22 protein-coding genes are annotated in these 25299 nt (G+C 69.1%); 9 read left to right on the top strand and 13 right to left on the bottom strand.

The window, feature by feature from the left end:
• The 5 genes from ACWDEX_RS11540 to ACWDEX_RS11560 form a co-directional block, all read right to left on the bottom strand.
• Nucleotides 1–630 (bottom strand): TlpA family protein disulfide reductase, encoded by a 630-nt coding sequence (locus tag ACWDEX_RS11540; RefSeq protein WP_450463045.1) that lies wholly within the window; start codon nt 628–630, stop codon nt 1–3.
• A gap of 66 nt (nt 631–696) precedes the next feature.
• Nucleotides 697–1980, bottom strand: a complete 1284-nt coding sequence (locus tag ACWDEX_RS11545; RefSeq protein WP_450463046.1) for a hypothetical protein — start codon at nt 1978–1980, stop codon at nt 697–699.
• Nucleotides 1981–2196: 216 nt separating this feature from the next.
• Nucleotides 2197–2871: a histidine phosphatase family protein gene (locus tag ACWDEX_RS11550; RefSeq protein WP_450463047.1), complete on the bottom strand. Its 675-nt coding sequence runs from the start codon at nt 2869–2871 to the stop codon at nt 2197–2199.
• A complete protein-coding gene (hemL, locus tag ACWDEX_RS11555) occupies nt 2868–4187 on the bottom strand; it encodes a glutamate-1-semialdehyde 2,1-aminomutase (RefSeq protein WP_450463048.1) in 1320 nt (439 codons plus the stop codon). The genes ACWDEX_RS11550 and hemL overlap by 4 nt, the downstream gene beginning before the upstream one ends.
• Nucleotides 4188–4302: 115 nt before the next feature.
• The gene (locus ACWDEX_RS11560) at nt 4303–4452 is read right to left on the bottom strand and encodes a hypothetical protein (RefSeq protein ID WP_450463049.1); all 150 of its coding nucleotides are present in this window, start codon (nt 4450–4452) and stop codon (nt 4303–4305) included.
• Between the two features lie 186 nt (nt 4453–4638).
• Between ACWDEX_RS11560 and ACWDEX_RS11565 the strand changes: the two genes are divergently transcribed.
• Nucleotides 4639–5076, top strand: coding sequence for a hypothetical protein (locus ACWDEX_RS11565; protein WP_450463050.1), 438 nt, complete (start codon nt 4639–4641; stop codon nt 5074–5076).
• A gap of 87 nt (nt 5077–5163) precedes the next feature.
• Here ACWDEX_RS11565 and ACWDEX_RS11570 read toward each other — a convergent pair whose 3' ends face one another.
• On the bottom strand, nt 5164–6633 hold the full coding sequence (locus ACWDEX_RS11570) for a M1 family metallopeptidase (protein WP_450463051.1): 1470 nt from the start codon (nt 6631–6633) through the stop codon (nt 5164–5166).
• Between the two features lie 703 nt (nt 6634–7336).
• Between ACWDEX_RS11570 and ACWDEX_RS11575 the strand changes: the two genes are divergently transcribed.
• Nucleotides 7337–8791, top strand: a complete 1455-nt coding sequence (locus ACWDEX_RS11575; RefSeq protein ID WP_450463052.1) for a multicopper oxidase family protein — start codon at nt 7337–7339, stop codon at nt 8789–8791.
• 89 nt (nt 8792–8880) lie between these two features.
• Here the strand turns inward: ACWDEX_RS11575 and ACWDEX_RS11580 are convergent, their stop codons facing one another.
• The 3 genes from ACWDEX_RS11580 to ACWDEX_RS11590 all read right to left on the bottom strand — a co-directional run bounded on the left by ACWDEX_RS11580 (nt 8881) and on the right by ACWDEX_RS11590 (nt 11030).
• Nucleotides 8881–9519: a sigma-70 family RNA polymerase sigma factor gene (locus ACWDEX_RS11580; RefSeq protein WP_450463053.1), complete on the bottom strand. Its 639-nt coding sequence runs from the start codon at nt 9517–9519 to the stop codon at nt 8881–8883.
• Between the two features lie 167 nt (nt 9520–9686).
• Complete coding sequence (locus ACWDEX_RS11585; protein ID WP_450463054.1) at nt 9687–10394, bottom strand: hypothetical protein; 708 nt, start codon at nt 10392–10394, stop codon at nt 9687–9689.
• Nucleotides 10395–10568: 174 nt separating this feature from the next.
• On the bottom strand, nt 10569–11030 hold the full coding sequence (locus ACWDEX_RS11590; RefSeq protein ID WP_450463055.1) for a hypothetical protein: 462 nt from the start codon (nt 11028–11030) through the stop codon (nt 10569–10571).
• A 394-nt stretch (nt 11031–11424) separates the two neighbouring features.
• Between ACWDEX_RS11590 and ACWDEX_RS11595 the strand changes: the two genes are divergently transcribed.
• A complete protein-coding gene (locus ACWDEX_RS11595) occupies nt 11425–13377 on the top strand; it encodes an amino acid transporter (protein WP_450463056.1) in 1953 nt (650 codons plus the stop codon).
• Nucleotides 13378–13383: 6 nt separating this feature from the next.
• Here ACWDEX_RS11595 and ACWDEX_RS11600 read toward each other — a convergent pair whose 3' ends face one another.
• Together ACWDEX_RS11600 and ACWDEX_RS11605 are read right to left on the bottom strand one after the other, a co-directional pair.
• Nucleotides 13384–14892, bottom strand: coding sequence for a HAMP domain-containing sensor histidine kinase (locus ACWDEX_RS11600; protein ID WP_450463094.1), 1509 nt, complete (start codon nt 14890–14892; stop codon nt 13384–13386).
• Between the two features lie 59 nt (nt 14893–14951).
• Nucleotides 14952–15668: a response regulator transcription factor gene (locus ACWDEX_RS11605; RefSeq protein ID WP_450463057.1), complete on the bottom strand. Its 717-nt coding sequence runs from the start codon at nt 15666–15668 to the stop codon at nt 14952–14954.
• A gap of 542 nt (nt 15669–16210) precedes the next feature.
• Here ACWDEX_RS11605 and ACWDEX_RS11610 point away from each other — a divergent pair.
• From ACWDEX_RS11610 to ACWDEX_RS11620, 3 genes are all read left to right on the top strand, one after another.
• Nucleotides 16211–17026, top strand: a complete 816-nt coding sequence (locus ACWDEX_RS11610; RefSeq protein WP_450463058.1) for an AraC family transcriptional regulator — start codon at nt 16211–16213, stop codon at nt 17024–17026.
• A gap of 113 nt (nt 17027–17139) precedes the next feature.
• Nucleotides 17140–17475 carry a YnfA family protein gene (locus ACWDEX_RS11615; RefSeq protein WP_450463059.1) on the top strand — a complete coding sequence of 112 codons (336 nt, stop codon included), beginning with the start codon at nt 17140–17142 and terminating at the stop codon, nt 17473–17475.
• Nucleotides 17476–17698: 223 nt separating this feature from the next.
• Nucleotides 17699–18475, top strand: a complete 777-nt coding sequence (locus tag ACWDEX_RS11620) for an SDR family NAD(P)-dependent oxidoreductase (RefSeq protein WP_450463060.1) — start codon at nt 17699–17701, stop codon at nt 18473–18475.
• Between the two features lie 68 nt (nt 18476–18543).
• On the opposite strand, the gene ACWDEX_RS11625 is transcribed toward ACWDEX_RS11620, so the two are convergent.
• Nucleotides 18544–19737, bottom strand: a complete 1194-nt coding sequence (locus ACWDEX_RS11625; protein WP_450463061.1) for an RtcB family protein — start codon at nt 19735–19737, stop codon at nt 18544–18546.
• 191 nt (nt 19738–19928) lie between these two features.
• Between ACWDEX_RS11625 and ACWDEX_RS11630 the strand changes: the two genes are divergently transcribed.
• The 3 genes from ACWDEX_RS11630 to ACWDEX_RS11640 all read left to right on the top strand — a co-directional run bounded on the left by ACWDEX_RS11630 (nt 19929) and on the right by ACWDEX_RS11640 (nt 23256).
• Entirely contained in the window at nt 19929–20750 is an 822-nt protein-coding gene (locus tag ACWDEX_RS11630) for a DUF3558 domain-containing protein (protein ID WP_450463062.1), read from the top strand.
• Nucleotides 20751–20875: 125 nt separating this feature from the next.
• Nucleotides 20876–21769: a DUF3558 family protein gene (locus tag ACWDEX_RS11635; RefSeq protein WP_450463063.1), complete on the top strand. Its 894-nt coding sequence runs from the start codon at nt 20876–20878 to the stop codon at nt 21767–21769.
• A 146-nt stretch (nt 21770–21915) separates the two neighbouring features.
• Nucleotides 21916–23256, top strand: coding sequence for a DUF2637 domain-containing protein (locus ACWDEX_RS11640; protein ID WP_450463064.1), 1341 nt, complete (start codon nt 21916–21918; stop codon nt 23254–23256).
• A 74-nt stretch (nt 23257–23330) separates the two neighbouring features.
• Here the strand turns inward: ACWDEX_RS11640 and lysS are convergent, their stop codons facing one another.
• Nucleotides 23331–25073, bottom strand: a complete 1743-nt coding sequence (gene lysS, locus ACWDEX_RS11645) for a lysine--tRNA ligase (protein ID WP_450463065.1) — start codon at nt 25071–25073, stop codon at nt 23331–23333.
• Nucleotides 25074–25299 lie beyond the last annotated feature (226 nt).

Below are 25299 nucleotides of genomic sequence, written 5' to 3' on the forward strand. Positions count from 1 at the left end.
TCACTTCTCCGCGACTACGGGGTCGAGCATCTCGCGCAGCTTTTCCTCGCTGAGGGCCTGCAGCGTGCGTGCGGCGATCTTCCCGTCCCGGTCGATGATCAACGTGGAGGGGATCGCCTGGGGGTTGAGCGTGCCCTTCTTGAAGCGGAGCATCAGCTTCCCGGTCGGGTCGTACAGGCTCGGGTAGCTGACCCCGAACTCCTTCTCGAAGGCGAGGGCCGGTCCCTTGCTGGTGTCGCGGGTGTTGATGCCCACGAACTGGACGCCCTTGCTCTCGACGTCCTTGGCGACCTTGACGAAGTTCGGCGCCTCGGCGCGGCACGGCGGGCACCAGGAGCCCCAGACGTTGACGACGACGACCTTGCCCTTGAAGTCGGCGACATCGAACTTGTCGCCCTCGAGCGTCGTGCCGGACAGGTCGGGGGCGGCGTCCCGCTCGCCCTTCTTGACGGTCGAGATGCCGTCCTTGCCGGTGATGAAGTTGGTGTTGCCGGAGCCCCCGGAGACGCCGCCCGAACCACAGGCGGACAACACGAGTGCCGCAACGGCGGCCGCTGTGGTGGCAAGGGCGGCGCGTCGGCGGCTACGGGTGCGGTTCAGGCGCTGCGGGGCGCGGCAGTCGGCACTCATGTGAAAAGTTTCGCATGTCCGTTCCGGGGATCTTGCGCGCCCCCCGTACGGGCGGAAACCCGCATTTCAGGCAGCCTTCGACGGGTCTCCCGAAGCCCCGTTGCCGGTGTCCGAGAAGAACTCCTTCCAGCCGCCCGTCGGCCGCTGCCCCACGTCCAGGGACTGCAGCTTGCGGACCACCTCGGGCCGCTGGACGTCGAGCCAGTCCGTGAACTGGCGGAAGGAGACGAGCCGTATGTCGCCGCCCTTCTCCTTCTTGCGCGCGATGTGCTTGAACGCTGCTTCCACGGCATCCATGTAGATGCCGCCGTTCCACTGCTCGAAGTGGTTGCCTATGAAGAAAGGTGCCCGATTCGTCCCATATGCCCGCTCAAATCCCGCTATGTAGGCGTTCGTTGCCTGTGTGCGCCAGCCCGGGTAGTTGTGCGCGGGTGCCTGCGTCGTGGCGATCGACTGGTTGGCGAGGATGTTGTAGTCCATCGACAGCACCTCGAACCGGTGCCCGGGGAAGGGGATCTGCTGCAGCGGGAAGTCCCACAGCCCCTGCCGCTTCTGCGGCCAGGTCTGCCGGCCGCCCGGCGAGGAGGCGTCGTAGCGCCAGCCCAGCTCGCGGGCCGTGGGCAGCAGGTTGTCCTGGCCGAGGAGACAGGGCGTACGTCCGCCGACCAGTTCCTTGTCGTAGTCGAAGGGAAGCGGCGGCAGGTCCGTGAACCCGGTGTTGGTGCGCCACTGCTTGACGAAGGACTTGGCCTGCTCGATCTCGCTGCGCCACTGCTTCGGCGTCCAGCGCTCGACCGAGCCGAAGCCGGAGCAGAAATGGCCGTTGAAGTGAGTGCCGATCTCGTGGCCTTCCAGCCAGGCACGGCGGACGTTCTGCAGCGTGGAACGGACGTGGTCGTCCGTCAGGTAACCGATGTCGGAGGCGCCCGGCAGGTTGTTCGGCGGCAGATACTTGCGCTTCTTCGACTCCGGCAGCACATAGAGCCCGGAGAGGAAAAATGTCATGTGCCCGCCGTGCTCCTTCGCCAAATCGAGAAAGCGCGGGAAGAGGCCGTTGCCGACCTCTCCGGCGCCGTCCCAGGAAAAGACCACGAACTGCGGCGGAGTCTCACCGGGCTCCAACGGCACCGGCTTCCCCGGCTGGTTCGGCTGCGCGCCGGTGTCAGCGGTGGACCCGTCACCAAGGGGACGCACGGGGACCGTGCGACTGCTGGAGCTGCCGGAACCGCCCTTGCCGGAACCGCCGCCGGACTTCGTACCGCCCTGCTGGGATCCGCATGCGGCCAGCCCCATCGCCGCTGCCGCACCCGCGCCGAGTCCGATCACTCCCCGTCGGCCGATGCGCCGCATTCCATCCCCATTTCATCGCGCCCTCTTGGTGGTCACTCGATAAGAGGGTGCGATGAAGAGGGTGGTTCCGCCAAACCCGCCGGTAGCGCAGGACTTTACGAAGACACGCTTCCTCGGCGGGGTCCAATACGCCTGTTGATGAAGCGCATACGCTGTGCAAGACGTACGACATCGCCGTCGGGTACGGCACGGGAGACCGACATCACACCGGTGCGGTCACGCGCCGAACGCCTTTTCCTTTCCCTTCACCGGCTTGGCGCCCGCGAGGAGATGAGCCGGGACCAGGTCCCGGGCGGGCTCGGAGTACCCCACGGACACGATCTTGTCGCCCTGGTACGTGAACGTGGTCAGGGAGGCGAGCGTGCACTGCCGCTTGCGCGGGTCGTGCCACAGTCGCCGCCTCTCCACGAAGCTGCGCACGATCCAGATCGGCAGTTGGTGGCTGACACACACGGCCTCGTGTCCGCGGGCGGCATCCTTGGCGGCGTCCAGCGCGGCCATCATCCGTACGACCTGCTCCAGGTACGGCTCGCCCCAGGACGGCTTGAACGGGTTGACGAGGTGCTTCCAGTTCTCGGGCCGCCGCAGCGCGCCGTCGCCGACGCCGAAGGTCTTGCCCTGGAAGACGTTGTCGGCCTCGATGAGCCGCTCGTCGGTGGCGATGTCGAGCCCGTGCGCCTTGGCGATCGGGGTGGCCGTCTCCTGCGCCCGCTCCAGCGGAGAGGAGACGACATGGGTGATGTCCCGGGAGGCGAGGTGCTCCCCGACCCGCTCGGCCATCTGCCGCCCCAGCTCGGAGAGGTGGTACCCGGGCAGCCGCCCGTAGAGGATCCCCTCGGGGTTGTCGACCTCGCCGTGGCGCATCAGGTGGACGACGGTGATGTCACTCATGCTGCCGTGGCCTCCGCTGCTGCACGGGCCGCCGCCGGAAGGGCGTCGGCGATCCTCTGGAGTGCCCGCTCGTCGTGGGCGGTGGAGACGAACCAGGACTCGAACGACGAGGGCGGCAGATAGACGCCCTGCGAGAGAAGCGAGTGGAAGAACGCCGTGAACCGGAAGGACTCCTGGCTCTTGGCGTCCTCGTAGTTGTGGACCGGCCGGTCGGTGAAGAACACGGAGAACATGTTGGAGGCGCTCTGCAGCCGGTGGGCGACGCCCTCCTTGGTGAGCGCGTCCTTGACGAGCGTCTGGATCTCGGCGGACACCGCGTTCACCTTCTCGTACGCGGCGTCGTCGAGGAGCCGCAACTGGGCGAGCCCGGCGGCGGTGGCGATCGGGTTCCCGGAGAGGGTGCCGGCCTGGTAGACGGGCCCGGCCGGGGCGAGGTGCGCCATGACGTCCGCGCGCCCGCCGAAGGCGGCCGCGGGGAACCCGCCGCCCATGACCTTGCCGAAGGTCATCAGGTCGGGCACGACCCCGTCGACGCCGTACCAGCCGGCCTTGCTGGTCCGGAATCCGGTCATGACCTCGTCGGAGATGTACAGGGCGCCGTTCTCACGGCAGAGGTCCTTCAGCCCCTGGTTGAACCCGGGCAGCGGCGGCACGACACCCATGTTGCCGGGCGAGGCCTCGGTGATCACACAGGCGATCTCGCCGGGGTGGGCGGCGAAGGCGGCGCGAACGGCGTCGAGGTCGTTGTAGGGCAGGACGACGGTGTCGCCGGCCTGGGCGCCGGTGACACCAGGGGTGTCGGGCAGCGCGAAGGTGGCCACACCGCTGCCTGCCGCGGCGAGCAGCGAGTCGACGTGCCCGTGGTAACACCCGGCGAACTTGATCACTTTGGACCGCCGGGTGAACCCGCGGGCGAGTCGGATCGCCGACATGGTGGCTTCGGTCCCGCTGGAGACGAGCCGCACCTGCTCGACCGGCTCGATACGGGCGACGATCTCCTCGGCGAGCGCGACCTCGCCCTCACCGGGCGTTCCGAAGGAGGTACCGCGGGAAACGGCCGCCTGGACGGCGGCGATCACCTCCGGGTGGGAGTGCCCGAGGATCAACGGTCCCCAGGAACAAACAAGATCAACATATTCACGTCCATCGGCGTCAGTCAGATACGGACCGCTGCCGGACACCATGAACCGGGGCGTACCGCCCACGGCGCGGAAGGCGCGCACCGGAGAGTTCACGCCGCCGGGCGTGACGACCGCCGCGCGCTCGAAAAGAGTCTGCGAAACTGGGGCTTCGTACGGATAGCTCACACAAGCCATGGTGTCAGAGGCCGCGACGAACCTGCGGGCAGGTGTTTCCACGCACGTTTCGGCGAGCGGCCGCGGGGGAGGTCACTGACACGATGATCAGGTCGCGCGGCGGGGGCCACGCGTCCTAGAACAGCAGTCGGGTGGAGATATGCATCGCGGTGGCGGACTGGGCGAGGGGACCGATGATCTGGGTCCTCGGCGTGCCCGGCGGGGAAGGCACCGGCGCGACGCGGAGGAGAACGAGACACGTCAGGCCCAGGGGCCACAGGCGCACGAACCCTACGGTTCACGCGGCTCACAGGTCCCGCAGAGTTCGCAGAACTCTCAACCGCCCTCTCAGAGCTCACAGAACTCTCAGGACTCACCGGGTGGACCTGAGAGAATCGACCGGTCGACGCGGAGGGACCGTAGCAACCGGACGGTCGACCGATTCGGGACAGGGAGCGGGAATGGTGGTCGGGTGGGGGTGACCTACAAGTACTTCGGCGCGCCGGACGGCGCCACGGCGGCCCGCGTCCCGATCTCGATGCGCCCCGAGGAACTCGGCGGCGACGAACTCGGCATGGGCGGGATGTTCACCAAGATCAAGCCGGAGACGATGGCGGCGATGGTCCTCACCGGCATCGAGGGCGTCCCGCTGCATCGGGTCCCGCCGTTGGAACTGGTGGTCCTGCACCCCGACTACGCGGTGGTCAAACTCCCGATGACGGTCGTGGACCCCTTGCGCGGCATCGGCGAGGAGACGGTGGGCGCGGCGGCGTTCATCTGGTCGACGGTGCCGGACCGGGGCGGGCCGCGGGATGCGTTCAACGTGTACCAACTGCTGCACGAATGGCAGGACTTCAGCCATCGGTTGCATGAGGCGGGGCATCAGGCTTACTGCCTGGTTTGGCCCTGACCCGGGGTTCGTGGGGACGGGCGGGTCTTTCGGGCTGGAGAAGGGCCTTCCTCCAGGGAGAGCCCTTCTCCCGTCGACTCGCTCCACTCACATCCGGGACGGCTTCTTCTTGTTGAAGAGCCAGGTGTCGAAGAGCTCTGTCAGGTCCTTCCCGGACTTGCTCTCGCACAGGGCGACGAACTGCCGGGTGTCGGCGTTGCCGTGCCGGTGCTGTCGCGTCCAGGTACGGAGTATGTCGAAGAAGGTCTCGTCGCCGACGGCCCTGCGCACCTTGTGTACGACCATGGCGCCACGTCCGTAGACGGGCGGATCGGACACACGCCCTCCGCTGGGCGGACAGGCGGGCGGGAAGGCCCAGATGCCCTGGCTCTCGGCGTCCGCTCCGTCGTAGAAGTCCTCGAAGATCTCGTCGGTGTTCCTGTCGCCCTGCTTCTCCTCCCAGAGCCACTCCGCGTAGGTGGCCAGCCCCTCGCTGAGCCACGTGTCCTTCCACTCGCGCGGGGTCACGGAGTTGCCGAACCACTGGTGCGCCAGCTCGTGCACGAGCAGCGCTTCGTCCGGAGCTTCGGCGAAGTAGGGCTTGGTCTGGGTCTCCAAGGCGTAGTCGAGCCCGGGCAGGTGGTCGATGATGGCACCGGTCGAGGAGAAGGGGTAGGGGCCGAAGCGTTCGCCTGCCCAGTCGACGATCTCGGGCACCAGGCCCACGACAGCGGTGGCGTCTTCGGACTCGTCGGGGTCGACGGCGACGTAGACGGGCAGGCGGTCGCGTGTCCGGCCCTTGTGGATCTCGAAGTAGCCGACGGAGACGTGCGCGAGGTAGCTGGCCATGGGCTCCTCGGTGCGCCAGTGCCGGGTCACCGTCTCCCCGTTGTTCTCCTCCTTGATCAGCTTGCCGTTGCTCACCACGTCGTAGAATTCGCCTTCCGCGTCCTTGGGCACAGTGACCGTGATGTCGTACGTGGCCTTGTCCGATGGGTGGTGGTTGCCCGGGAACCAGGTCATGGAGCCGCTCGGCTGACCCAGAGCGGTCGAGCCGTCATCGGTCTCGATCCAGCCTTCGAGACCTCCGTCGTCGCCCTCGATCGTGCGTGGGGTGCCGTCGTAAGTGACGACTGTCTTGAAGACCTCGCCGTTCCTCAACGCCTTCTCCGGTGTGACGAGCAACTCGTCTCCCTTCCGGGAGACTTGGGCCTTCGCTCCCTGCACTGTGGCGGTGCGCACCCGTAGTCCTGACAAGTCGAGGTCGAAGCGGCTCAGGTCCTGGGTGGCCCGCGCCGTGATGACTGCCGTGCCCTTCAGGTGGTTGGTCTCCGGCACGTAATCCAGCGTCAGCCCGTAATGCGCCACGTCGTAGCCACCATTGCCGAGCATGGGGAACAGTCGGTCACCCACCCCGGCGGCGCCGGGCCTCGCGGTCGGGGCGACACCGTCCCCTGGTGTGCAGCCGGTGCAGGACGTCGTCATGGCCAGGAGCAGTACCGCAGCCGGAGCCCAACCGGACAGCGAGCCCGAGACCGCCGACCAAGGCCGACGGCCCGTCGCCGTGCGAGGTTTCATCCAATGTCTCCCATCGTTTGCAGCACGCGAGACGTCAGAGACCCCGCATCGTCCAACGGTTGTCTCCAGATCAGCAAACAGTCCTTCCGACGGGGCCGCGCTCATGACCCATGACCGGTGTGCGCGCAGACCGGACCGGCCACCGGTCTTCGGCTCCGCGCGGGGGAGAGTGCGGCGCAAAAACGCCGGTCCTGCGCGGCGCTGATCAGCTTGCCGACGTCGCCTGCCACACCACACGCGCAGAAAACGCCGTACCGATAAGGCCTCTTCTCCAGGGTTTTCGGTCACACATGGGCCCCGCAATAGTGATCCTTTTCCGGCACTCGACGAGCGGTAGATTCCCGCTGGAATTCCACTGGAGTACGAACTTGGTGATGACGCCGCAATTCGGAGCGTCCGACATTCCCCCCAGAAGGGGGGACGCCGCAGGGGCTCAGCCCGGGTGACCAGCAAAGACCATCGATTGAATATCGGTATGCAGGCCGCTGGGGCGGGATCTTCTCATGAATCCACGCGAGACCGGTTCACCGACACCGAACGCCGAGCACGACATTTCGGACTTGACTTCGGTCTATGCCCCTACTGAGATCGGTGCGTCATCAATGAAACGGATCACCGGTAAGGAAACAACAGCCGGGTGCGAGCGCCCGCTGCAGCAACGCCCTCGCGTAATCACCCTTACCCAGTTTCCAGGGAGGACTCCATGCTCAACCGACGCACCGTGCTCAGTTCCGGCGTGGCCGCGGCCGGTGTCGGGCTCACAGGCACCACGCTGGTTCCATTACTCACCGCGCACGGCGCGCAGGCGGACACACAACCCACCGCCACGGCAGTCGCACCGGAACCGTTCCGCGTCCCCCTGCCTGCCCTGCCGGTGCTCTCCCCGGTCTCCACCGCCGGCGGCACCGATGTCTACGACGTGACCATGCGCCCCACCGTCAAGGAGATCCTCCCGGGCCTGCAGACGCAGGTCCTGACATACGACGGTCACTTCCCCGGCCCCGTGATCAAGGCACGCAGCCGGCGCCCGGTGGTCGTCCGGCAGCGCAACCTGCTCGACATGCCCACCGCGGTCCACCTGCACGGCGCGTCACTGTCACACGACGACGACGGCTACCCCATGGACACCATCGCTCCACAGGGCACGCGCACCTACGCGTACCCCAACCGCCAGTCGCACGCGTCCCTGTGGTTCCACGATCACGCCCACCACATGGAGGCCGAGCACGTCTACCGCGGGCTGTCGGGCTCCTACCTGCTCACCGACGACATCGAGCAGAGCCTGCCGCTGCCCTCCGGCGCCTACGACGTTCCCATCGCCCTGCGCGATGCGAACTTCGGCGCCGACGGTCAACTCGTCTACGTCATGGGGGACCGTTCCCGCACCACCCTCCTCGCCAACGGCGCCGCCTACCCGTACCTGGAGGTCGCCGCCCGCAAGTACCGCTTCCGGCTGCTGAACGCGTCCAACACCCGTTCTTTCGAACTGCGCCTGGCCGATGGCGGGCCGATCGTGCAGATCGGCTCCGACGGCGGCCTGCTGCCGCGCCCTCACACCACCGAGTCCGTCTTCCTGTCGGCCGGTGAACGCGCCGACGTCGTCATCGACTTCTCGCGCTACCGCGTCGGCACCCAACTGGTGCTGCAGAACACGACCGGCTCGGGCCCCGCCGAACTCATCGGCCAGGTCATGCGATTCGACGTCACACGCACCGCCTACGACCCCAGCAGGATCCCCGCCGTACTACGCAGCCTGCCGCCTCTGCCGACGCCCACCGGTGAGCGCTCCATCGCCCTGCAGATGGACGAGGGAGGCGCCACACCACCCCAGGGCTACGTCGACGGCAAGGTCTACGACCCCAACCGTGTCGACTCCGTCATACGGTACGGCGCCAGCGAGGTCTGGACCGTCACCAACCTCAACCAGGTGATACCCCACAACTTCCACATGCACCTGGTGCAGTTCCGGGTCCTGGAACGCAACGGACAGAGCCCGGGTCCCGCCGAAGCAGGCCTGAAGGACACCGTCTCCCTCAAGCCTGGCGAGACGGTCAAGCTGCAGGCGACGTTCGACACCTTCCGTGGCCTGTACGTCTACCACTGTCACATGCTGGACCACTCGGCGATGGGCATGATGGCCACCATGAAGATCGCCTAGACGAGAGCTGCGAGGGCGCGGTTTCGCGGCCGATGGAGGGTGCCGGGGCCGGGGCCTCTCCGGTTGGCACCCGCACCCTCCCCGAGCCGTCAGGCCGCCAGAGCGGCGGGCCTCTCCGCCTCGTCCAGCAGGCCCATCAGGGTGGCGCGGGCTCGGGCCACGCGGGAGCGGACCGTGCCGATCGGGCAGTCGCTGACCTCGGCCGCCTCCGCATAGGGCAGGCCGAGCAGCTGGGTGAGGATGAACGCCTCCCGGCGGTCGTCCGGCAGCGAAGCCAGCAGATCCAGCAGTGCGACGCCGTCGTCGAAGCCCGGCAGGTCGCACGGCTGGGTCAGCTCGACGGCCAACTGCCAGTCCGGTGCGTCGGACAGGCGCGGGCGGGCGGCGGCGTACCGATAGCTGTCGATCACCGCACGGCGGGCGATGGACAGCAGCCAGGCTCGGGCCGAGGAACGCCCCTCGAACCGGTGCAGGCTGCCGAGCGCCCGCAGGAACGTGTCCTGTGCCAGATCGTCCACAGCCTGGGGATCGCCGCAGAGGTGGGCGACATACCGCTGGACGTCGCGGTGCAGGGCACCCACGAACTGCTCGACCGCATCCGGGTCACCGCCTCGGGCGGCCAGCGCCCATGCGGTGATCGATTCGTCGAGCGCTGCCTTTGTGTCGCTCCTTCTGTCGCGCGTTTTGTCGCTTTCGGCGCGTGAGGTGGGCAGGGCAGAGATAACCACCTGGTGTCCTTCTCGGGTCAACCGTGATCCGGACCAGTGGCGCGCGAAAGCGCGCGGCCCGGTGATGTGGGGAGACGGCCCTACGACGATGTGGCGTTACGACGCCCGCGCGGTCGTACGGCCGTGGCCCGAGGCGCAGTTGGGCAGCCTCGGGAAACCAGCTGTCCTCAGACGACAGCCGTTCCCGCAGGCGGGCCCCGAGAAGTGATCGCGTGGACGAGAAAGAGGCGACGCGGCGCCCGGCCCGAGCGGCGGCGTCGGGGGTGGACCCGCGGGCGGTCCGGGGTGACGGGCAGAGCGAGCAGCAACCGCAGCGGCGCCACCAGCCATCCGGCCACGGCACGCAGGATCCGGAAGGCGGCCTTCTCACCGTGGGCCAGCCACAGGCCGCACAGCAGCGCGGCGAGCAGGTGGGCGGCGAGCATGGCGAACGACGACGAGCCGCCGTCCACGGAAGGCCCCACAGCGTCCATGTGGCTCATGCCCATGTGGTTCATGCCCATGTGGTTCATGCCCATGTGGTTCATGCCCATGTGGCTCATGCCGGTGGAACCCGTCCGCATCGAGCCCATGTCCATGGCACCCATGTCGCTCATGCGCGTGGAGGCCGAACCGCCGGATGCCGACTGGGCCCAGGAGAACGCCTCGTGCAGCACCGTCTGGGCGGCGACCACGACCACCACGATCAACGGCAGCCCGCGCTCACGTCCCGCCAGACACCAGCCCGCGGCACCGGTCACGGTCACACCGGCTGCCAGCGCCCACACGGGCACGTCGCTCCCGGACATCAGGACGTGGCCCAGGGCGGCGAGCAGCACGCATACGGCCGCGAACACCGCGGCCCGTATCGTGCGAGCACACCACCCTGCAGTCATGGCACTTCATCCTCGCATCCGGGTTCCGGCCGTCATGCGGGGGTCCGCCAATGCTGCCCAGGGAGGCGCTCCGGCCCGGTCACAAAGCTTCAGCCACGTGACGCACAGCGAGGGCCGACCCTCTTCAGGGCCGGCCCTCTGGATGGTGGTGCGGCTACTTCGCCGTCACGGCGGTCACTTCACCGTCACCGTCACAGGCTGCGACACCACGTCCCCGGCCCTGACCCTGAGCTGCTCCTGGCCCTTGTTGTCCAGGCGGGTGATCAGGTCGTAGATGCTGCCCTGCTTGATGGTGGTGCGGATGTCGTTCGCCAGCGGCATCCACTTGCCGCCGTAGTAGCGCTCGAGCACCACGGGGCTGCCTATCTTCAGGCCGTCGGCGCGTCCCGAGAACGTCACCCTGTCGCCGGCCCTCACGTCGGACTTGTTGGCCTTGGTGGTGATGGAGGCGCGGTGCGGGCACATCTTGTGGTGCGGGCACATCGGCGTCATCGTCGCCTTCGGCTCCGTCGTCACCTTGGGCTTGGGGTTCGGCTCGGCGGCGAACGCGCCGGCCGTTCCGGCCGTCAGCAGTGCCGTGGACAGCACACCGACGGCGAACACACGGGTGGAGCGGGTGCGGAGTGAGGATTTCACGTTGGACTCCTGTGCTGAGACAGTTCCCCCACTACGGACTCCCCCAGCGATCGCACCATCGAGATTTGCACGTAACCGATCGGGCGGCGACCCGGATTTCACCGCTTTGCCACGAAGTCATCAGACATATCGGTGACCGCCTGTCATCGAAGCAGGTGAGAAGAACATCCGTATGACCCAGTTATTACCTTCGCCCCTGGATTCGTTCCGACAGCGCGAACGTCTGAACGCTCCGCACAGGACGCTCCACACCGGATGACCGTGCGCGCCCGAACCCGCCCCCCGCCGCCACGACACCGCACGGTCGTCGTCCACAAGCTCCCCTGATCACTACTCCCTGCCTACGCTGGTAACCCGAACCGTTCCCAGAGCCGTATGCCAGGGGAGCAAGCCGATGGCCGCCACGGAGCGCGCCCGCCCGAACCGGTTGCGGGCGTGGATGCTGGAGGGGCTGTCCGACATGGGCAAGGGCACCCCCCAGGACCCGCACGCCGCGCACGAACACCCGCACAAGGGCCAGCGCTGGTGGCGGGTGATGTGCCTGACCGGTGTCGACTACTTCTCCACCCTCGGCTACCAGCCCGGCATCGCCGCCCTCGCCGCGGGTCTGCTCTCGCCCCTCGCCACCATCGTCCTCGTCATCGTCACCCTCGCCGGCGCCCTGCCCGTCTACCGCCGCGTCGCCAAGGAGAGCCCGCACGGCCAGGGCTCCATCGCCATGCTCGAACGCCTGCTCTCCTTCTGGAAGGGCAAGCTCTTCGTCCTGACCCTCCTCGGCTTCGCCGCCACCGACTTCCTGATCACCATCACCCTCTCCGCCGCCGACGCCTCCACCCACCTCGTCCAGAACCCCCATCTCACCAGCACCCTCCAGGGCCACCAGATGCTCATCACCCTGTTTCTGGTAGCCCTGCTCGGCGCGGTCTTCCTCAAGGGCTTCCTCGAGGCCATCGGTGTCGCCGTCGCCCTGGTCGGGGTCTACCTGGCCCTCAACGCCGTCGTCGTGGTCGTGGGTCTGTGGCACGTGCTCACCGCCGAGCATGTGATCACCGACTGGACCGGCTCCCTGAGCACCCAGCACGGCAACGTCTTCGTCATGATCGGCGTCGCCCTGATCGTCTTCCCCAAGCTCGCCCTCGGCCTGTCCGGTTTCGAGACCGGCGTCGCCGTCATGCCGCATGTGCAGGGCGACCCCGGTGACACCGAGGAGAAGCCCACGGGCCGGATCAGGGACGCCAGGAAGCTGCTGACGACCGCCGCCGTCATCATGAGCGGCTTCCTCATCACCACCAGCTTCATCACCACCCTCCTCATCCCCGCACCGGCGTTCAAGACGGGCGGCCCGGCCAACGGACGCGCGCTGGCGTACCTGGCGCACCTATACCTAGGCAGTGGCTTCGGCACCGTCTACGACATCTCGACGATCGCGATCCTGTGGTTCGCGGGTGCCTCCGCCATGGCCGGGCTGCTCAACCTGATGCCCCGCTATCTGCCCCGCTACGGCATGGCCCCGCACTGGGCCGGCGCCGTACGCCCCATGGTCATCGTCTTCACCCTGATCGCCTTCCTGGTCACCTGGATCTTCAACGCCGACGTCGATGCCCAGGGCGGCGCCTACGCCACCGGTGTCCTCGTGCTGATCAGCTCCGCCGCCATCGCGGTGACCGTCGCCGCCCGCCGGGCCGGGCAGAGGAGATGGACGGTCGTCTTCGCCGTCATCTCCGCCGTGTTCCTCTACACCACAGTCGTCAATGTCATCGAACGGCCGGACGGTGTGAAGATCGGCGCCTGCTTCATCGCCGGGATCATCCTCGTCTCGCTGCTGTCCCGGCTCGCCCGCTCCTTCGAGCTGCGGGTGACCAGCGTGACCCTGGACGGCATGGCGGAACGGTTCGTCCGCGACATCGCCAGTCGGCGGATACAGTTCATCGCCAACGAGCCCGACAGCCGTGACCTGGCCGAATACCGCGACAAGATCGAGCAGATCCGCGCCGACAACGACGTCACGCCGCAGGAGGACTTCGTCTTCGTCGAGGTCACGATCCGCGACGCCTCGGAGTTCGAGGCGGGACTGACCGTATGCGGCGAGGTCCTGCACGGCCGCTACCGCGTGCTCACCCTGGAGTCGTCCTCCATCCCCAACGCGCTCGCCGCGCTGCTGCTCCACGTCCGCGACACCACCGGCAGCATCCCGCACATCTACTTCGAATGGACCGAGGGCAATCCGTTCGCGAACTTCCTGCGTTTCTTCCTCTTCGGGCAGGGCGAGGTGGCCCCGGTGACGCGGGAGATCCTGCGCGAGGCGGAGCCCCAGCGCGACCGGCGGCCACGCGTCCACGTCGGCTGAGGACACTCACCCACCGGACTCGCTCACGGCCGGCGTTCCCCCGCCGACCGTGAACCCGATGACCGCTCCGCCGCCCTCGCGCGGGTACACGAACGGCGCGCCCCCGTGTGAGGTCGCCACCTCCCGCACGATCGACAGGCCAAGGCCCGAGCCCGGCAGGCTCCTGGCGTCCGCGGCCCGGTAGAAGCGGTCGAAGACGCGCACGAGGTCGCCCTCGTCGATACCCGGCCCGCGGTCGAGGACCTGCACAAGCACGCTGCCCAGCGGCGGACCGGTGTCCGGCTCGTCGGAGTCGTCCGGCTGAGGCGGGTGCTCAGGGCCCGTGACGGCGATCTCGATCGGCGCGTTGCCGTCTCGGTCGAACTTCGACGCGTTCTCCAGCAGGTTGGACACCGCCCGCTGCAGGGCCGAGACGCGTCCGTCGACCGTCGTGTCACCGGTGACGCGGACGACGATCTCGCGGCCCGTGCGGCGGCGCGCGATCGTCGCCGCGTCCTCGGCGACGTCGGCGAGCGTCAGCCGCTGCACCGGTTCCGCGTCGGACTGGCCGGCCGCCAGGTCGACCAGCTCGTTGACCAGGTCGGTCAGCTCCCGGGACTCCTGGGCGAGGTCGGCGACCAGTTCCTCGCGGGCCGCCGGCGGCAACTCGTCGATCCGGCGCAGCAACGAGATGTTGGTACGCAGGGACGTCAGCGGTGTACGGAGTTCGTGGCCGGCGTCCTGCACCAGGCGGCGCTGGTCCTCCTCCGACTGGGCCAGCCGCCCCAGCATGCGGTCGAAGGAGCGGCCGAGGCGGGCCACCTCGTCGTTGCCGGTGACCGGGACCTGGATGCCGAGCCGCCGGGTGCGCGCCACGTCCTCGGCCGCACCGGCCAGCTGCACCAGTCGGCCGGTGATCCGTCGTGCCAGCCACCAGCCGAACAGCCCGGCCGCCACCACCACCGCGCCCATCAGCAGGGCCGTGCGCCGCTGGAGGCTGCGCAGCAGGTCCTCGGTGCTGCTGAGTTCCTGGGCGACCTGCACCGCCCCATGGCCGCGGCCGAGCCCGACGGTGGCCACCCGGTAGACATCGCCGCTGACATCGACGCTCTTGTGCTCCACCAGCTCGCCCGCCGTGACGGTGGCGGCGACGCGCCGGTCGTCGGCGCCGACGGGCAGGACCGGGTGGGAGTGGCCGACGACCGCCCCGCCCGGGCCGAGCACCTGTACGACCGTGCGACTGGGCCGGATGATGTCGTCGCGCGGGGAGTCGTGGTTCTCGCTGGAGTAGGCGAAGTCCTCCGGCGTCAGCCGCTTCTGGCTGACCTGGTCCCGCAGATCGGCCACGACCTGCGCGAACACGGTCTGCTGGTCCACGCGGACCAGGCGCGCGGCGGCGTCGTAGCTGAGGAAGCCGACGAGGACGGTGACACCGGCGGCCACGGCCGCGAAGGACACGGTGAAGGTGGTCCGCAGCGACGATATCCGCCGCAGCCGGGACCGCAGCCGCAGCCGGGACCGGAGCCCGTCCGGCAGCCGCCGCCACAGCCCCAGCCAGATCCCGGCGTCGGCGGCCGGTCCGATCGCGGGAGGCACTAGTCCTCCCTCAGCACATACCCCACGCCACGCACCGTGTGGATGAGCGCCGGGGCCCCCGGTTCGTCGAGCTTGCGCCGCAGGTAACCCACGTAGACGGCGAGGTTCTTGGAGCCGGGCCCGAAGTCGTAGCCCCAGATACGGTCGTAGATGGTGGCGTGATCAAGGACGATGCCGGCGTTGCGGGCGAGCAGTTCCAGCAGGTCGAACTCGGTCCGGGTGAGCTCCAGCTCGCGCGCGCCGCGCCAGGCGCGGCGCGCCTGGACGTCCATGCGCAGCCCGGCGACGGACACCTGGCCGGTGGGGATCTTCTCCTCTTCCTTCTCCTTGGGTGCGTCGGGGGCGGAGCCGCCGGTGCGCCGCAGCAGGGCCCTCAGCCGGGCGAACACCTCCTCGACGTCGAAAGGCTTCAGCACGTAGTCGTCGGCGCCCGCGTCCAGGCCCGCGATCCGGTCGGCGGTCTCGACCAGTGCGGTGAGCATCAGGATCGGGGTGCGGTCGCCCTCGGCGCGCAGCACGCGGCACACCTGGAGGCCGTCGATGCCGGGCATCATCACATCGAGAACGAGCACGTCGGGCTGGGTGCGATGGGCCTGGGCGAGGGCCTCCACCCCGTCGGCCACGGCGGTCACCGTGTAACCCTCCAGCGTCAGCGCGCGTTCCAGGGCATGACGGATGGCACGGTCGTCCTCGGCGAGCAGCACGGTCTGGGTCACCGCTCCAGTCTGCCAAGGCCCCGGCGGTACTCGACCGGATGCGTCGAGCCCCGGAGGGCTTCTTACCCGCCTCTCACCGCTCGGAACGCGGTGACTTACCTGGTCGGGCCAGGGTGTCGTCACGAGCCGCGTCCCCGCCCGAGGACGGGGCACGAAGAGCCATCGAGGCGGACCGGGACGGGGCGATCGCGGGCACCGGCCGACGAGTTGGGGCTCGTCGCCGGGGGCGCCGATCGCCCTCCCGGTCCCGCCGCCTCCCCGTGGAGCGCCGCGACGACCCCGTGGACGTCCGCGGGGCGCCCAACGGACGTGTGTTTTACGACACGGAAGCCGCCCGGCCGGTCCTGGAACCCCCGGGATCCGGTCGGCGCGGGAGGGATGGGCCGGAACGGTACGACGACGGCGGCGGCCCATCCCTCACCCACGCCCAGGGCCGCACCGGACCGTACGGTCCGCACCGCCACTGGTGCGACCCGACGCCGGACGGCCGAGGCGGACGCAGCGCCGCCGTCATTGTCAGTGCCCGCTCGTACGATCCGTCCATGGCTGCCCCACGCCGAGACACACGAGGCATCGTCGACGCCGCGGAACTCCTCTCGCGCGTCGCCTTCCGTCGCCATGAGCCGGCCGAGCCCCTGCGCCCCTATCTGGAGCACTACTGGCTGATGGACTGGGACCTGTCACAGCCGCACGCGTCCCATGTCGTACCGCACCCGTCGGTGAACATCGTCTTCCAGCGCTACGAGGGCCGGCCGCCCTTCGGTGAACTCTCGGGCATCGGTCTGAAGCTGTTCACACAGAAGCTGGAGGGCAGGGGCCGGGTGTGCGGGATCCAGTTCCGTCCAGGCGGCTTCCGCCCCTTCGCGCCCGGCTCTCCGGTGACGGACTGGACGGACCGCCGTGTCCCCCTGTCCGAGTTCTACCCGGACGTGGACCCGGCGGCGGTCCTCACCCCCGACGACGAACGCGCCCGTGTGGCCGCCCTGGACGCCTTCCTGCTGAGCCTCGCCCCCCGCCCGGACCCGCAGGCCGAGCTCGCGACAACCCTCGTCGACCGTATCCGCACGGACCGCACGATCCGCCGCGTCGCCGACTTCGCACGGGCGGAGGGCATGTCCGTACGCCTCCTGCAGCGCCTGTTCGCCGCGTACGTGGGGGTGGGGCCGAAGTGGGTCATCCTGCGCTATCGCATCCACGAGGTACTGGAGCACGCGGAGTCCGACCAGGCCGTGGACTGGGCGGGCCTGGCGGCGGACCTCGGCTACGCCGACCAGGCCCATCTGGTGCGGGACTTCACGACGACGGTGGGGGTACCGCCGACGGCGTACACGCCCCGTGCGCAGCGGCCGTCCGCCTGAGCGGATGCCATGTGCCCGACGTGGCAGGCGCCGCCGGGCAGGTGAGGTGGTGCGGGCGGTGACGGTGGCAGCCCTCCTCGGGCGCGCCGCGAGCAGCGTGCGAAGGTGGCCGCATGCTGATCCTTCGCTCCGCCGCCCTCTTCGTCGTCGCCGCGCTGTTCGAGATCGGCGGCGCCTGGCTCGTGTGGCAGGGCGTGCGCGAACACCGCGGCTGGGTGTGGGTCGGCGCGGGCGTGATGGCCCTCGGCGTCTACGGCTTCGTCGCCACCCTCCAGCCGGACGCGCACTTCGGCCGCATCCTCGCCGCGTACGGTGGCGTCTTCGTGGCCGGGTCGCTGGCCTGGGGCATGGTGGCGGACGGCTACCGCCCCGACCGCTGGGACGTGACCGGCGCGCTGATCTGCCTCGCCGGAATGGCCGTGATCATGTGGGCGCCGCGGGGGAACTGACCACTCTCAGGCACCCGACCGGCCACGCCTCGGGCACTCCACCGGGCCCTCACCGCGGGCGCCTATCCTGGGCGGAAGTCGCTCGCCGGCCCGTAGGGACACCCGTGCGAACGCCCCATTGGCAACATCCCGTACCGACGACCCAGTACCAACGCCCCGCACCCAAAGCCCTGTACCAGCCGATCCGTGTGCCCGTCCGCACGAGCCTGCCGAGGAGCAGCCCATGACCGCCGCCGCACCTTCCGCCGCCTCCCGCATCGCTGTCGTCACCGGCGCGAGCAGCGGAATCGGCGCCGCGACGGCCCGCCGGCTCGCCGCCGCGGGCTACCGCGTCGTCCTCACCGCCCGCCGCAAGGACCGCATCGAGGCGCTCGCGGAAGAACTGACCACCGCGGGCCACTCGGCGACGGCATACGCACTGGACGTCACCGAGCGCGGGGCGGTCGACGAGTTCGCCACCGCCTTCCAGACCATCGCTGTCCTGGTCAACAACGCGGGCGGCGCGCTCGGCGCGGACCCGGTCGCGACCGGCGACCCCGACGACTGGCGCCGGATGTACGAGACGAACGTGCTCGGCACCCTGAACGTCACCCAGGCCCTGCTGCCCGCGCTGACGACGAGCGGCGACGGCACGGTGGTGGTGGTCTCCTCCACCGCGGGCCACGGAACGTACGAGGGCGGCGCGGGCTATGTCGCCGCCAAGCACGCCGAGCACGTCCTCGCGGAGACCCTCCGCCTGGAGATCGTCGGTACCCCGGTCCGGGTGATCGAGGTCGCCCCCGGCATGGTGAAGACGGACGAGTTCGCGCTGACCCGCTTCGCCGGTGACCAGGAGAAGGCGGCGAAGGTGTACGAGGGCGTCGCCGAGCCCCTGACGGCGGACGACGTGGCCGAGACGATCAGTTGGGCGGTCACCCGCCCCAGCCACGTCAACATCGACCTCCTGGTGGTCCGCCCGCGTGCGCAGGCGTCGAACACAAAGGTCCACCGGCAGAGGTGAGCCCCGGCCGACCCGGCCGAGGGGCCCGTCCCGGGAAGGCCCCCGGTTCCGGCCGGGGGCCTGCCGCGTCAGCCCTTCACGCAGACGACCTGCTTCAGCTTCGCCACGACCTCGACGAGGTCACGCTGCTGGTCGATGACCTTCTCGATCGGCTTGTACGCGCTCGGGATCTCGTCCACGACGCCGGAGTCCTTGCGGCACTCCACGCCCCGCGTCTGGTCCTGAAGGTCCTTCGCCGTGAAACGGCGCTTCGCCGCGTTGCGGCTCATGCGCCGGCCCGCGCCGTGCGACGCCGAGTTGAACGCCTTCTCGTTGCCGAGGCCCTTCACGATGTACGAACCCGTGCCCATGGAGCCCGGGATGATGCCGTACTCGCCCGAGCCGGCCCGGATCGCGCCCTTGCGGGTCACGAGCAGATCCATGCCCTCGTACCGCTCCTCCGCCACATAGTTGTGGTGGCAGGAGATCTCCGACTCGAAGGTCGGCTTCGCCTTCTTGAACTCCTTGCGGACCACGTCCTTGAGGAGCGCCATCATCAGCGTGCGGTTGTACTTGGCGTACTCCTGCGCCCAGTACAGGTCGTTGCGGTACGCCGCCATCTGCGGGGTGTTCGCCACGAAGACGGCGAGGTCACGGTCGATCAGGCCCTGGTTGTGCGGGAGCTTCTGGGCCACGCCGATGTGGTACTCGGCCAGTTCCTTGCCGATGTTCCGGGACCCGGAGTGCAGCATCAGCCAGACGGCACCGGTGGTGTCCGTGCAGACCTCGATGAAGTGGTTCCCGGAACCGAGGCTTCCCATCTGCTTGGTCGCGCGCTCCGCGCGGAACTTCACCGCCTCCGCAACCCCGTCGAACCGCCCCCAGAAGTCGTCCCACCCGGACGTCGCCAGCCCGTGCAACCGCCCCGGGTCGACCGGACTGTCATGCATCCCGCGCCCCACCGGAATCGCCTGCTCGATCTTCGACCGCAGCCGCGACAGATCCCCGGGCAGATCGTTCGCCGTGAGCGACGTGCGGACCGCGGACATCCCGCAGCCGATGTCGACCCCGACCGCCGCCGGACACACCGCGTCCCGCATCGCGATGACCGAACCGACCGTCGCCCCCTTGCCGTAGTGGACGTCCGGCATGACCGCGAGGCCCTTGATCCACGGCAGCGTCGCCACGTTCTGCAACTGCTGCATCGCGGCGCCCTCGATTGTCGCCGGGTCCGTCCACATCCGGATCGGGACCTTCGCCCCCTGCATCTCTACGTACGACATATCTCCTCGATTCCCCCGAAGAACAACAGAAGCCTCAAAACGCAAAAACCGGAGCCAAGGTCGACGTAAAGGACAACGGACCGGCGTCCACGGCAGTGCGTGCGATACACATTGTGTCCAGGGCCCCGCCCCGCGCGGCAACCGAATAACCAGCGAACACAGCGCACAGAACCGTCGAGAGGATCCCCACCGTGCAGCGGAAGGCGTACGTACCAGGCGCTGCCATGCTCCTCGCGGCACTGCTGACCGCCTGCACCAGCGGCTCCGGTGGCGACAGCCCGGCGGACGGTTCCGGGTCCGGCGGCTCCGCCGCGAGCGCGGCCGCCGAACCCGGCAAGTACCGCACCCTCGCCGACGCGTGCAGCTCCGTGAGCCACGGCGCGCTCGACTCGCTCCTGCCCGGTATCAAGCAGATAGCCGACCAGGAACAGCGCGACAAGGCCTACGGAGGCCAAGCCGAGCTCACCTACGACAACGACCGGCGCTCCGGCTGCCGTTGGAAGACCGAGTCGGCCGACGCATCCGACCATCTGTACGTCGACTTCGAGCGGGTGGTGTCGTACGACACCACGGTCAGCGACGACGACCGGGCCCAGCAGGTCTTCGCCGACAAGGCGAAGACCGCGAACATCACCCTGCCCAGCGCCGACTCCAGCGAGGACTCCGATTCCGGCTCCCCCTCCCCGGACGCCTCCGCCTCCGGCAGCCCGAGCGCGACCACCACACCCTCCGGCTCCCCGGCCGCCCCCACCTCCGGAAGCCCGTCCGTCACCGGCACCTCTACGGACCTCGAACCCCGCGCCCTCGACGACCTCGGCGACGAGGCGTTCCTGAACGACCAGCCGGGCACCGCCCAGCAGCGCACCGTGACTGTGGCGTTTCGCACGTCCAACGTGATCGTGACCATCGAGTACGACGAGCAGTCGGCACCCGCGAAAACAGCTCCGAGCAGCCAGGTCATGCAGGAAAAGGCCCAGAAACTGGCCCAACGGCTCGCCGGTTCACTCGGCTGACGCACCCCCGCGCAACCCCCCGCCCGGAAGACCGGACCTCACGACGCACGCGTCACCACCGCGTACCGTGACCCCTCGGACCCGATCCGACCGCACGATCCACGAGCGTCATGAGTGAAGGAACCATGCACCGACCTGCACAGCGAGACACGGGGATACCTCCCACGCCCTCTGGGCAGTGGGGGAGAGACCAGCACGCCCAGGGCGAGCAGCAGCCGGGCCGGCGGGGCCCACGCCTTCGCCGCCTCCTCGTCTGCGCGGCCGCCGTCCCGGCCGTGCTCGTCGCCGCCGGCTGCTCCTCCGACTCCGGTTCCGGCTCGGACGGCGACGCCAAGAAGCAGACCTCCAGCCCGCAGGCCTCGAAGAGCGCCTCGGCGAACACCGTGCAGCCCGCCGCGTACGGGAAACTGCCGGCGCCCTGCTCCGTCCTGTCCGGCAAGACCCTGAGCGACCTCGTACCGAAGGGGGCGAAGTCCGGCAAGGAAGGAACGTCGGACGATACGGGGAAGCGGTCGAGCTGCTCGTGGAACAGCCTGGAGAACAACGGCGTCAAGGGCTCCCAGTACCGCTGGCTCAACGTCTCCCTGCTGCGTTTCGAGTCGGACGCCACACTCGGCGAGGGCAACAAGCTCGCGCACGAGTACTACACCAAGCAGGTGCGGGACACGAAGGCCGTGGAGGGCGCGACGAACGCCAAGTCGGAGCCGGTCGCGGGGGTGGGCGACGAGGCGACGGCAGTGCGCTACGACCTGAAGAAGAAGGAAGGCGCCTTCAAGCAGCAGACGATCGTGACGCGCGTGGAGAACGTCGTCGTCACCCTCGACTACAACGGCGCGGGCCTGGCGGGCGACAAGACGCCGAACGCCGACGACCTGGCAAAGGCCGCCGAAAAGGCCGTCAAGGAGACGGTGTCGGCCGTCTCCGCGGCGAACAAGGAAAGCGGCAAGGCGAGCGGCTCCCCCTCACAGGAGGCGTCGAAGGGCGCGTCCTCGCCCGCAGCGAAGTCCGGGAAGAGCTGACCGGGCCCAACTCATAACTTCATCAGGGAAGTTGCCGGAGCCCGGTCCTGTCACGGACCGGGCTCCGGCCACTGCGGCCACACGTTCGCCACATGTGTGTGCCACTCTGTTGCGCGCAACAACACGTTCTGGAAGGGGATTTAAAGGTGGCCGCGCCACTGCAGCTCACACGAATACACCGGGTTCTGATCGGCGTGGTCGTCACCGGCGCCGTCATCATCGCCGGGATCGGCTTCGCGGGTTCGTACGCGGCCGTTCGTGAGCTGGCCATCAAAAAGGGCTTCGGGAACTTCAGCTACGTCTTCCCGATCGGCATCGACGCCGGCATCTGTGTGCTGCTGGGCCTGGACCTGCTGCTGACCTGGATCCGCATCCCCTTCCCCCTGCTGCGTCAGACGGCGTGGCTGCTGACGGCGGCGACGATCGCGTTCAACGGCGCGGCGGCCTGGCCCGACCCGCTGGGCGTGGGCATGCACGCGGTGATCCCGGTCCTGTTCGTGGTCGCCGTCGAGGCGGCCCGGCACGCGATCGGCCGGATCGCGGACATCACCGCGGACAAGCACATGGAGGGCGTCCGCGTAACCCGCTGGCTGCTCTCCCCGATCCCCACCTTTCTGCTCTGGCGCCGTATGAAGCTGTGGGAGCTGCGCTCCTACGAACAGGTGATCAAACTGGAGCAGGAACGTCTCGTCTACCAGGCGCGGCTGCATTCCCGCTTCGGCCGGGCCTGGCGGCGCAAGGCCCCGGTGGAGTCGCTGATGCCGCTGAGGCTCGCGCGGTACGGCGTCCCGCTGGCGGAGACGGCCCCGGCGGGTCTGGCGGCGGCCGGAATCGAACCGGCCCTGATACCGCCGGCGCCCCCGGTGGAGGTGACCGTGGCCGGTCCGGCCGCCGAGACGGCGCCCGCCCCGCAGAACGCGGCGCCTGCCGGGGAGCAGCGCCCCGAGTTGGAGGGCGGGCCGAACCCCGGGCACCCCGAGGACGTTCAGGCCCCCGCCTCTGTACCGGCCCCCGACCACAACCCTTGGTTCAAGTCCCCGCAGCAGGTCGAGTACCACGGCGGCTACGACCCGGCGTACGAACCAGAGCCTCCCCACGACCTCGATGAAGAGCACTGGCAGTGGTACGAGGAGCAGCAGTTCCAGGAGCAGGGGCTCCAGGACGAGCAGTACCGGGAGCACCAGGAGCAGCCGCAGGAACCCCCCGTCCAGGAGCCCACCGGGGAGGAGACCGGCAGCTTCCCCATCCCGGCGGGCCCGAACCGCACCCGCCAGCTCGGTGAGGGTGCCGGCACGGAACCGGGCGAGGAGGACTACTACCAGGTCTTCCGCCAGTCGATCAACGGCAGCCTGCCCACGCCCCGTGAGTTCAGCGACAGCGTCGAGGCGACGTACAACATCTCCCTCGGCGACGCCGCCGCCAAGCGCATGGTGACCCGCTTCTCCAAGCGCTTCAACACGGAGCTGCAGGAGGACCACATCGCCTGACCACAGGCGAGTACGACGAGGGGGCGCCCGGTGAACACCGGGCGCCCCCTCGTCGTACTCAAGTGGTTCTCCTACTACTCCCCGAGCAGGGTCCGTACCCGGTCCTGCCCCACCGCGAGCAGCAGGGTGGGCAGCCGCGGCCCGGTGTCGCGGCCGACGAGCAGGTGGTAGAGGAGCGCGAAGAACGTCCGCTGGGCGGTCTTGATCTCCGGCGGCAGTTCCTTGGGCGTGGCGTCGGCGGCGAAGCCGGCCTGGACCTTGGGCACGCCGTACACGAGGTGGGTGAGCCCGTCCAGGGACCAGTTCTCCGCCAGCCCGTCGAGCAGCAGCCGCAGCGACTGCTGCGCCTGCTCGTCCAGGGACTTCAGCAGCTCGGTGTCGGGCTCGTCACGGACGATGGTGCGCTGGTCGGCGGGGACGTGGGTGTTGATCCACGCCTCGGCCCTGTCGTACCGCGGGCGGGCCTCGTCGAGCGAGGCCAGCGGGTTGGCCGGGTCGAGGTCGGACAGGATGCGCAGGGCCTGGTCCTGGTGGCCGGCGGTGATGTCGGCGACGGACGCGAGCGTGCGGTACGGCAGCGGGCGCGAGGTGGCCGGCAGCGGGGCGCCGGCCGTACCGACCGCCCGGGTGTACGCGGCCACGTCGCCCGGCAGCGCGCTGCCGTCGGCGACCTTGCCCGCCAGCTTGTCCCACTCGTCGTAGAGCCGCTGGATCTCCTGGTCGAAGGCGATCTTGAAGGACTGGTTGGGCCTGCGGCGGGCGTACAGCCACCGCAGGAGCTGCGGCTCCATGATCTTCAGCGCGTCGGCGGGGGTGGGGACACCGCCCCGGGACGACGACATCTTCGCCATCCCGCTGATGCCGACGAACGCGTACATGGGCCCGATGGGCTGCTTGCCGCCGAAGATCCCGACGATCTGGCCACCGACCTGGAAGCTGGAGCCGGGGGACGAGTGGTCGACGCCCGAGGGCTCGAAGACGACACCCTCGTACGCCCAGCGCATGGGCCAGTCGACCTTCCAGACCAGCTTGCCGCGGTTGAACTCGCTCAGCCGGACGGTCTCCGAGAAGCCGCACGCGTCGCACGTGTACGCCAGCTCGGTGCTGTCGTCGTCGTACGAGGTGACGGTCGTCAGGTCCTTCTCGCAGTTGCCGCAGTACGGCTTGTACGGGAAGTACCCGGCGGAGCCGGAGCTGCCGTCGTCCTCGGATGCGGCGCCCGAGCCCTCCTCGGCCTCCAGCTCGGCCTCGTCGACCGGCTTCTGCTGCTGCTTCTTGGCCGGCTTCGGCTTGGTCCGGTACTGGGCGAGGATCGCGTCGATGTCGCCGCGGTGCTTCATGGCGTGCAGGATCTGCTCGCGGTAGGCGCCGGAGGTGTACTGGGCCGTCTGACTGATTCCGTCGAACTCCACGCCCAGCGCTGCCAGCGACTCGATCATCGCGGCCTTGAAGTGCTCGGCCCAGTTCGGGTACGCGGAGCCCTTGGGCGCCGGCACCGAGGTCAGCGGCTTGCCGATGTGCTCGGCCCAGGACTCGTCGATGCCCGCGATGCCCGCAGGCACCTTCCGGTACCGGTCGTAGTCGTCCCAGGAGATCACGTGCCGGACCTGGTACCCGCGCCGCCGGATCTCGTCGGCGACGAGGTGCGGGGTCATGACCTCGCGCAGGTTCCCCAGGTGGATGGGGCCCGAGGGGGAAAGTCCCGACGCGACGACGACCGGTTTGCCCGGGGCCCGGCGCTCCGACTCTTCGATGACCTCATCCGCGAAACGGGAGACCCAGTCGGTGGTCTCGGTGCTCTGAGCCACGATCGGCACGTCCTCTTTATCTGGGAGTTCCTCACAAGCAGCCGGCATGGTCACACGGCTGGCCGCTCCATTGTCCCAGCCCGAGCCACATCCACGAAAACCGCTTTTCAAGGCCTTGCCCGGAGACGGCAAAGCCCCTGGCCGCGACGCTGCCGCGACCGCCGCGACACCAGGAGACCGGCACACGCCCGGCCCGGCGCTTGCGCGAAAACCGCTTTACCCCCCGTGGGATACT

The sequence above is a fragment of the Streptomyces sp. NPDC001020 genome (genome assembly GCF_053599115.1).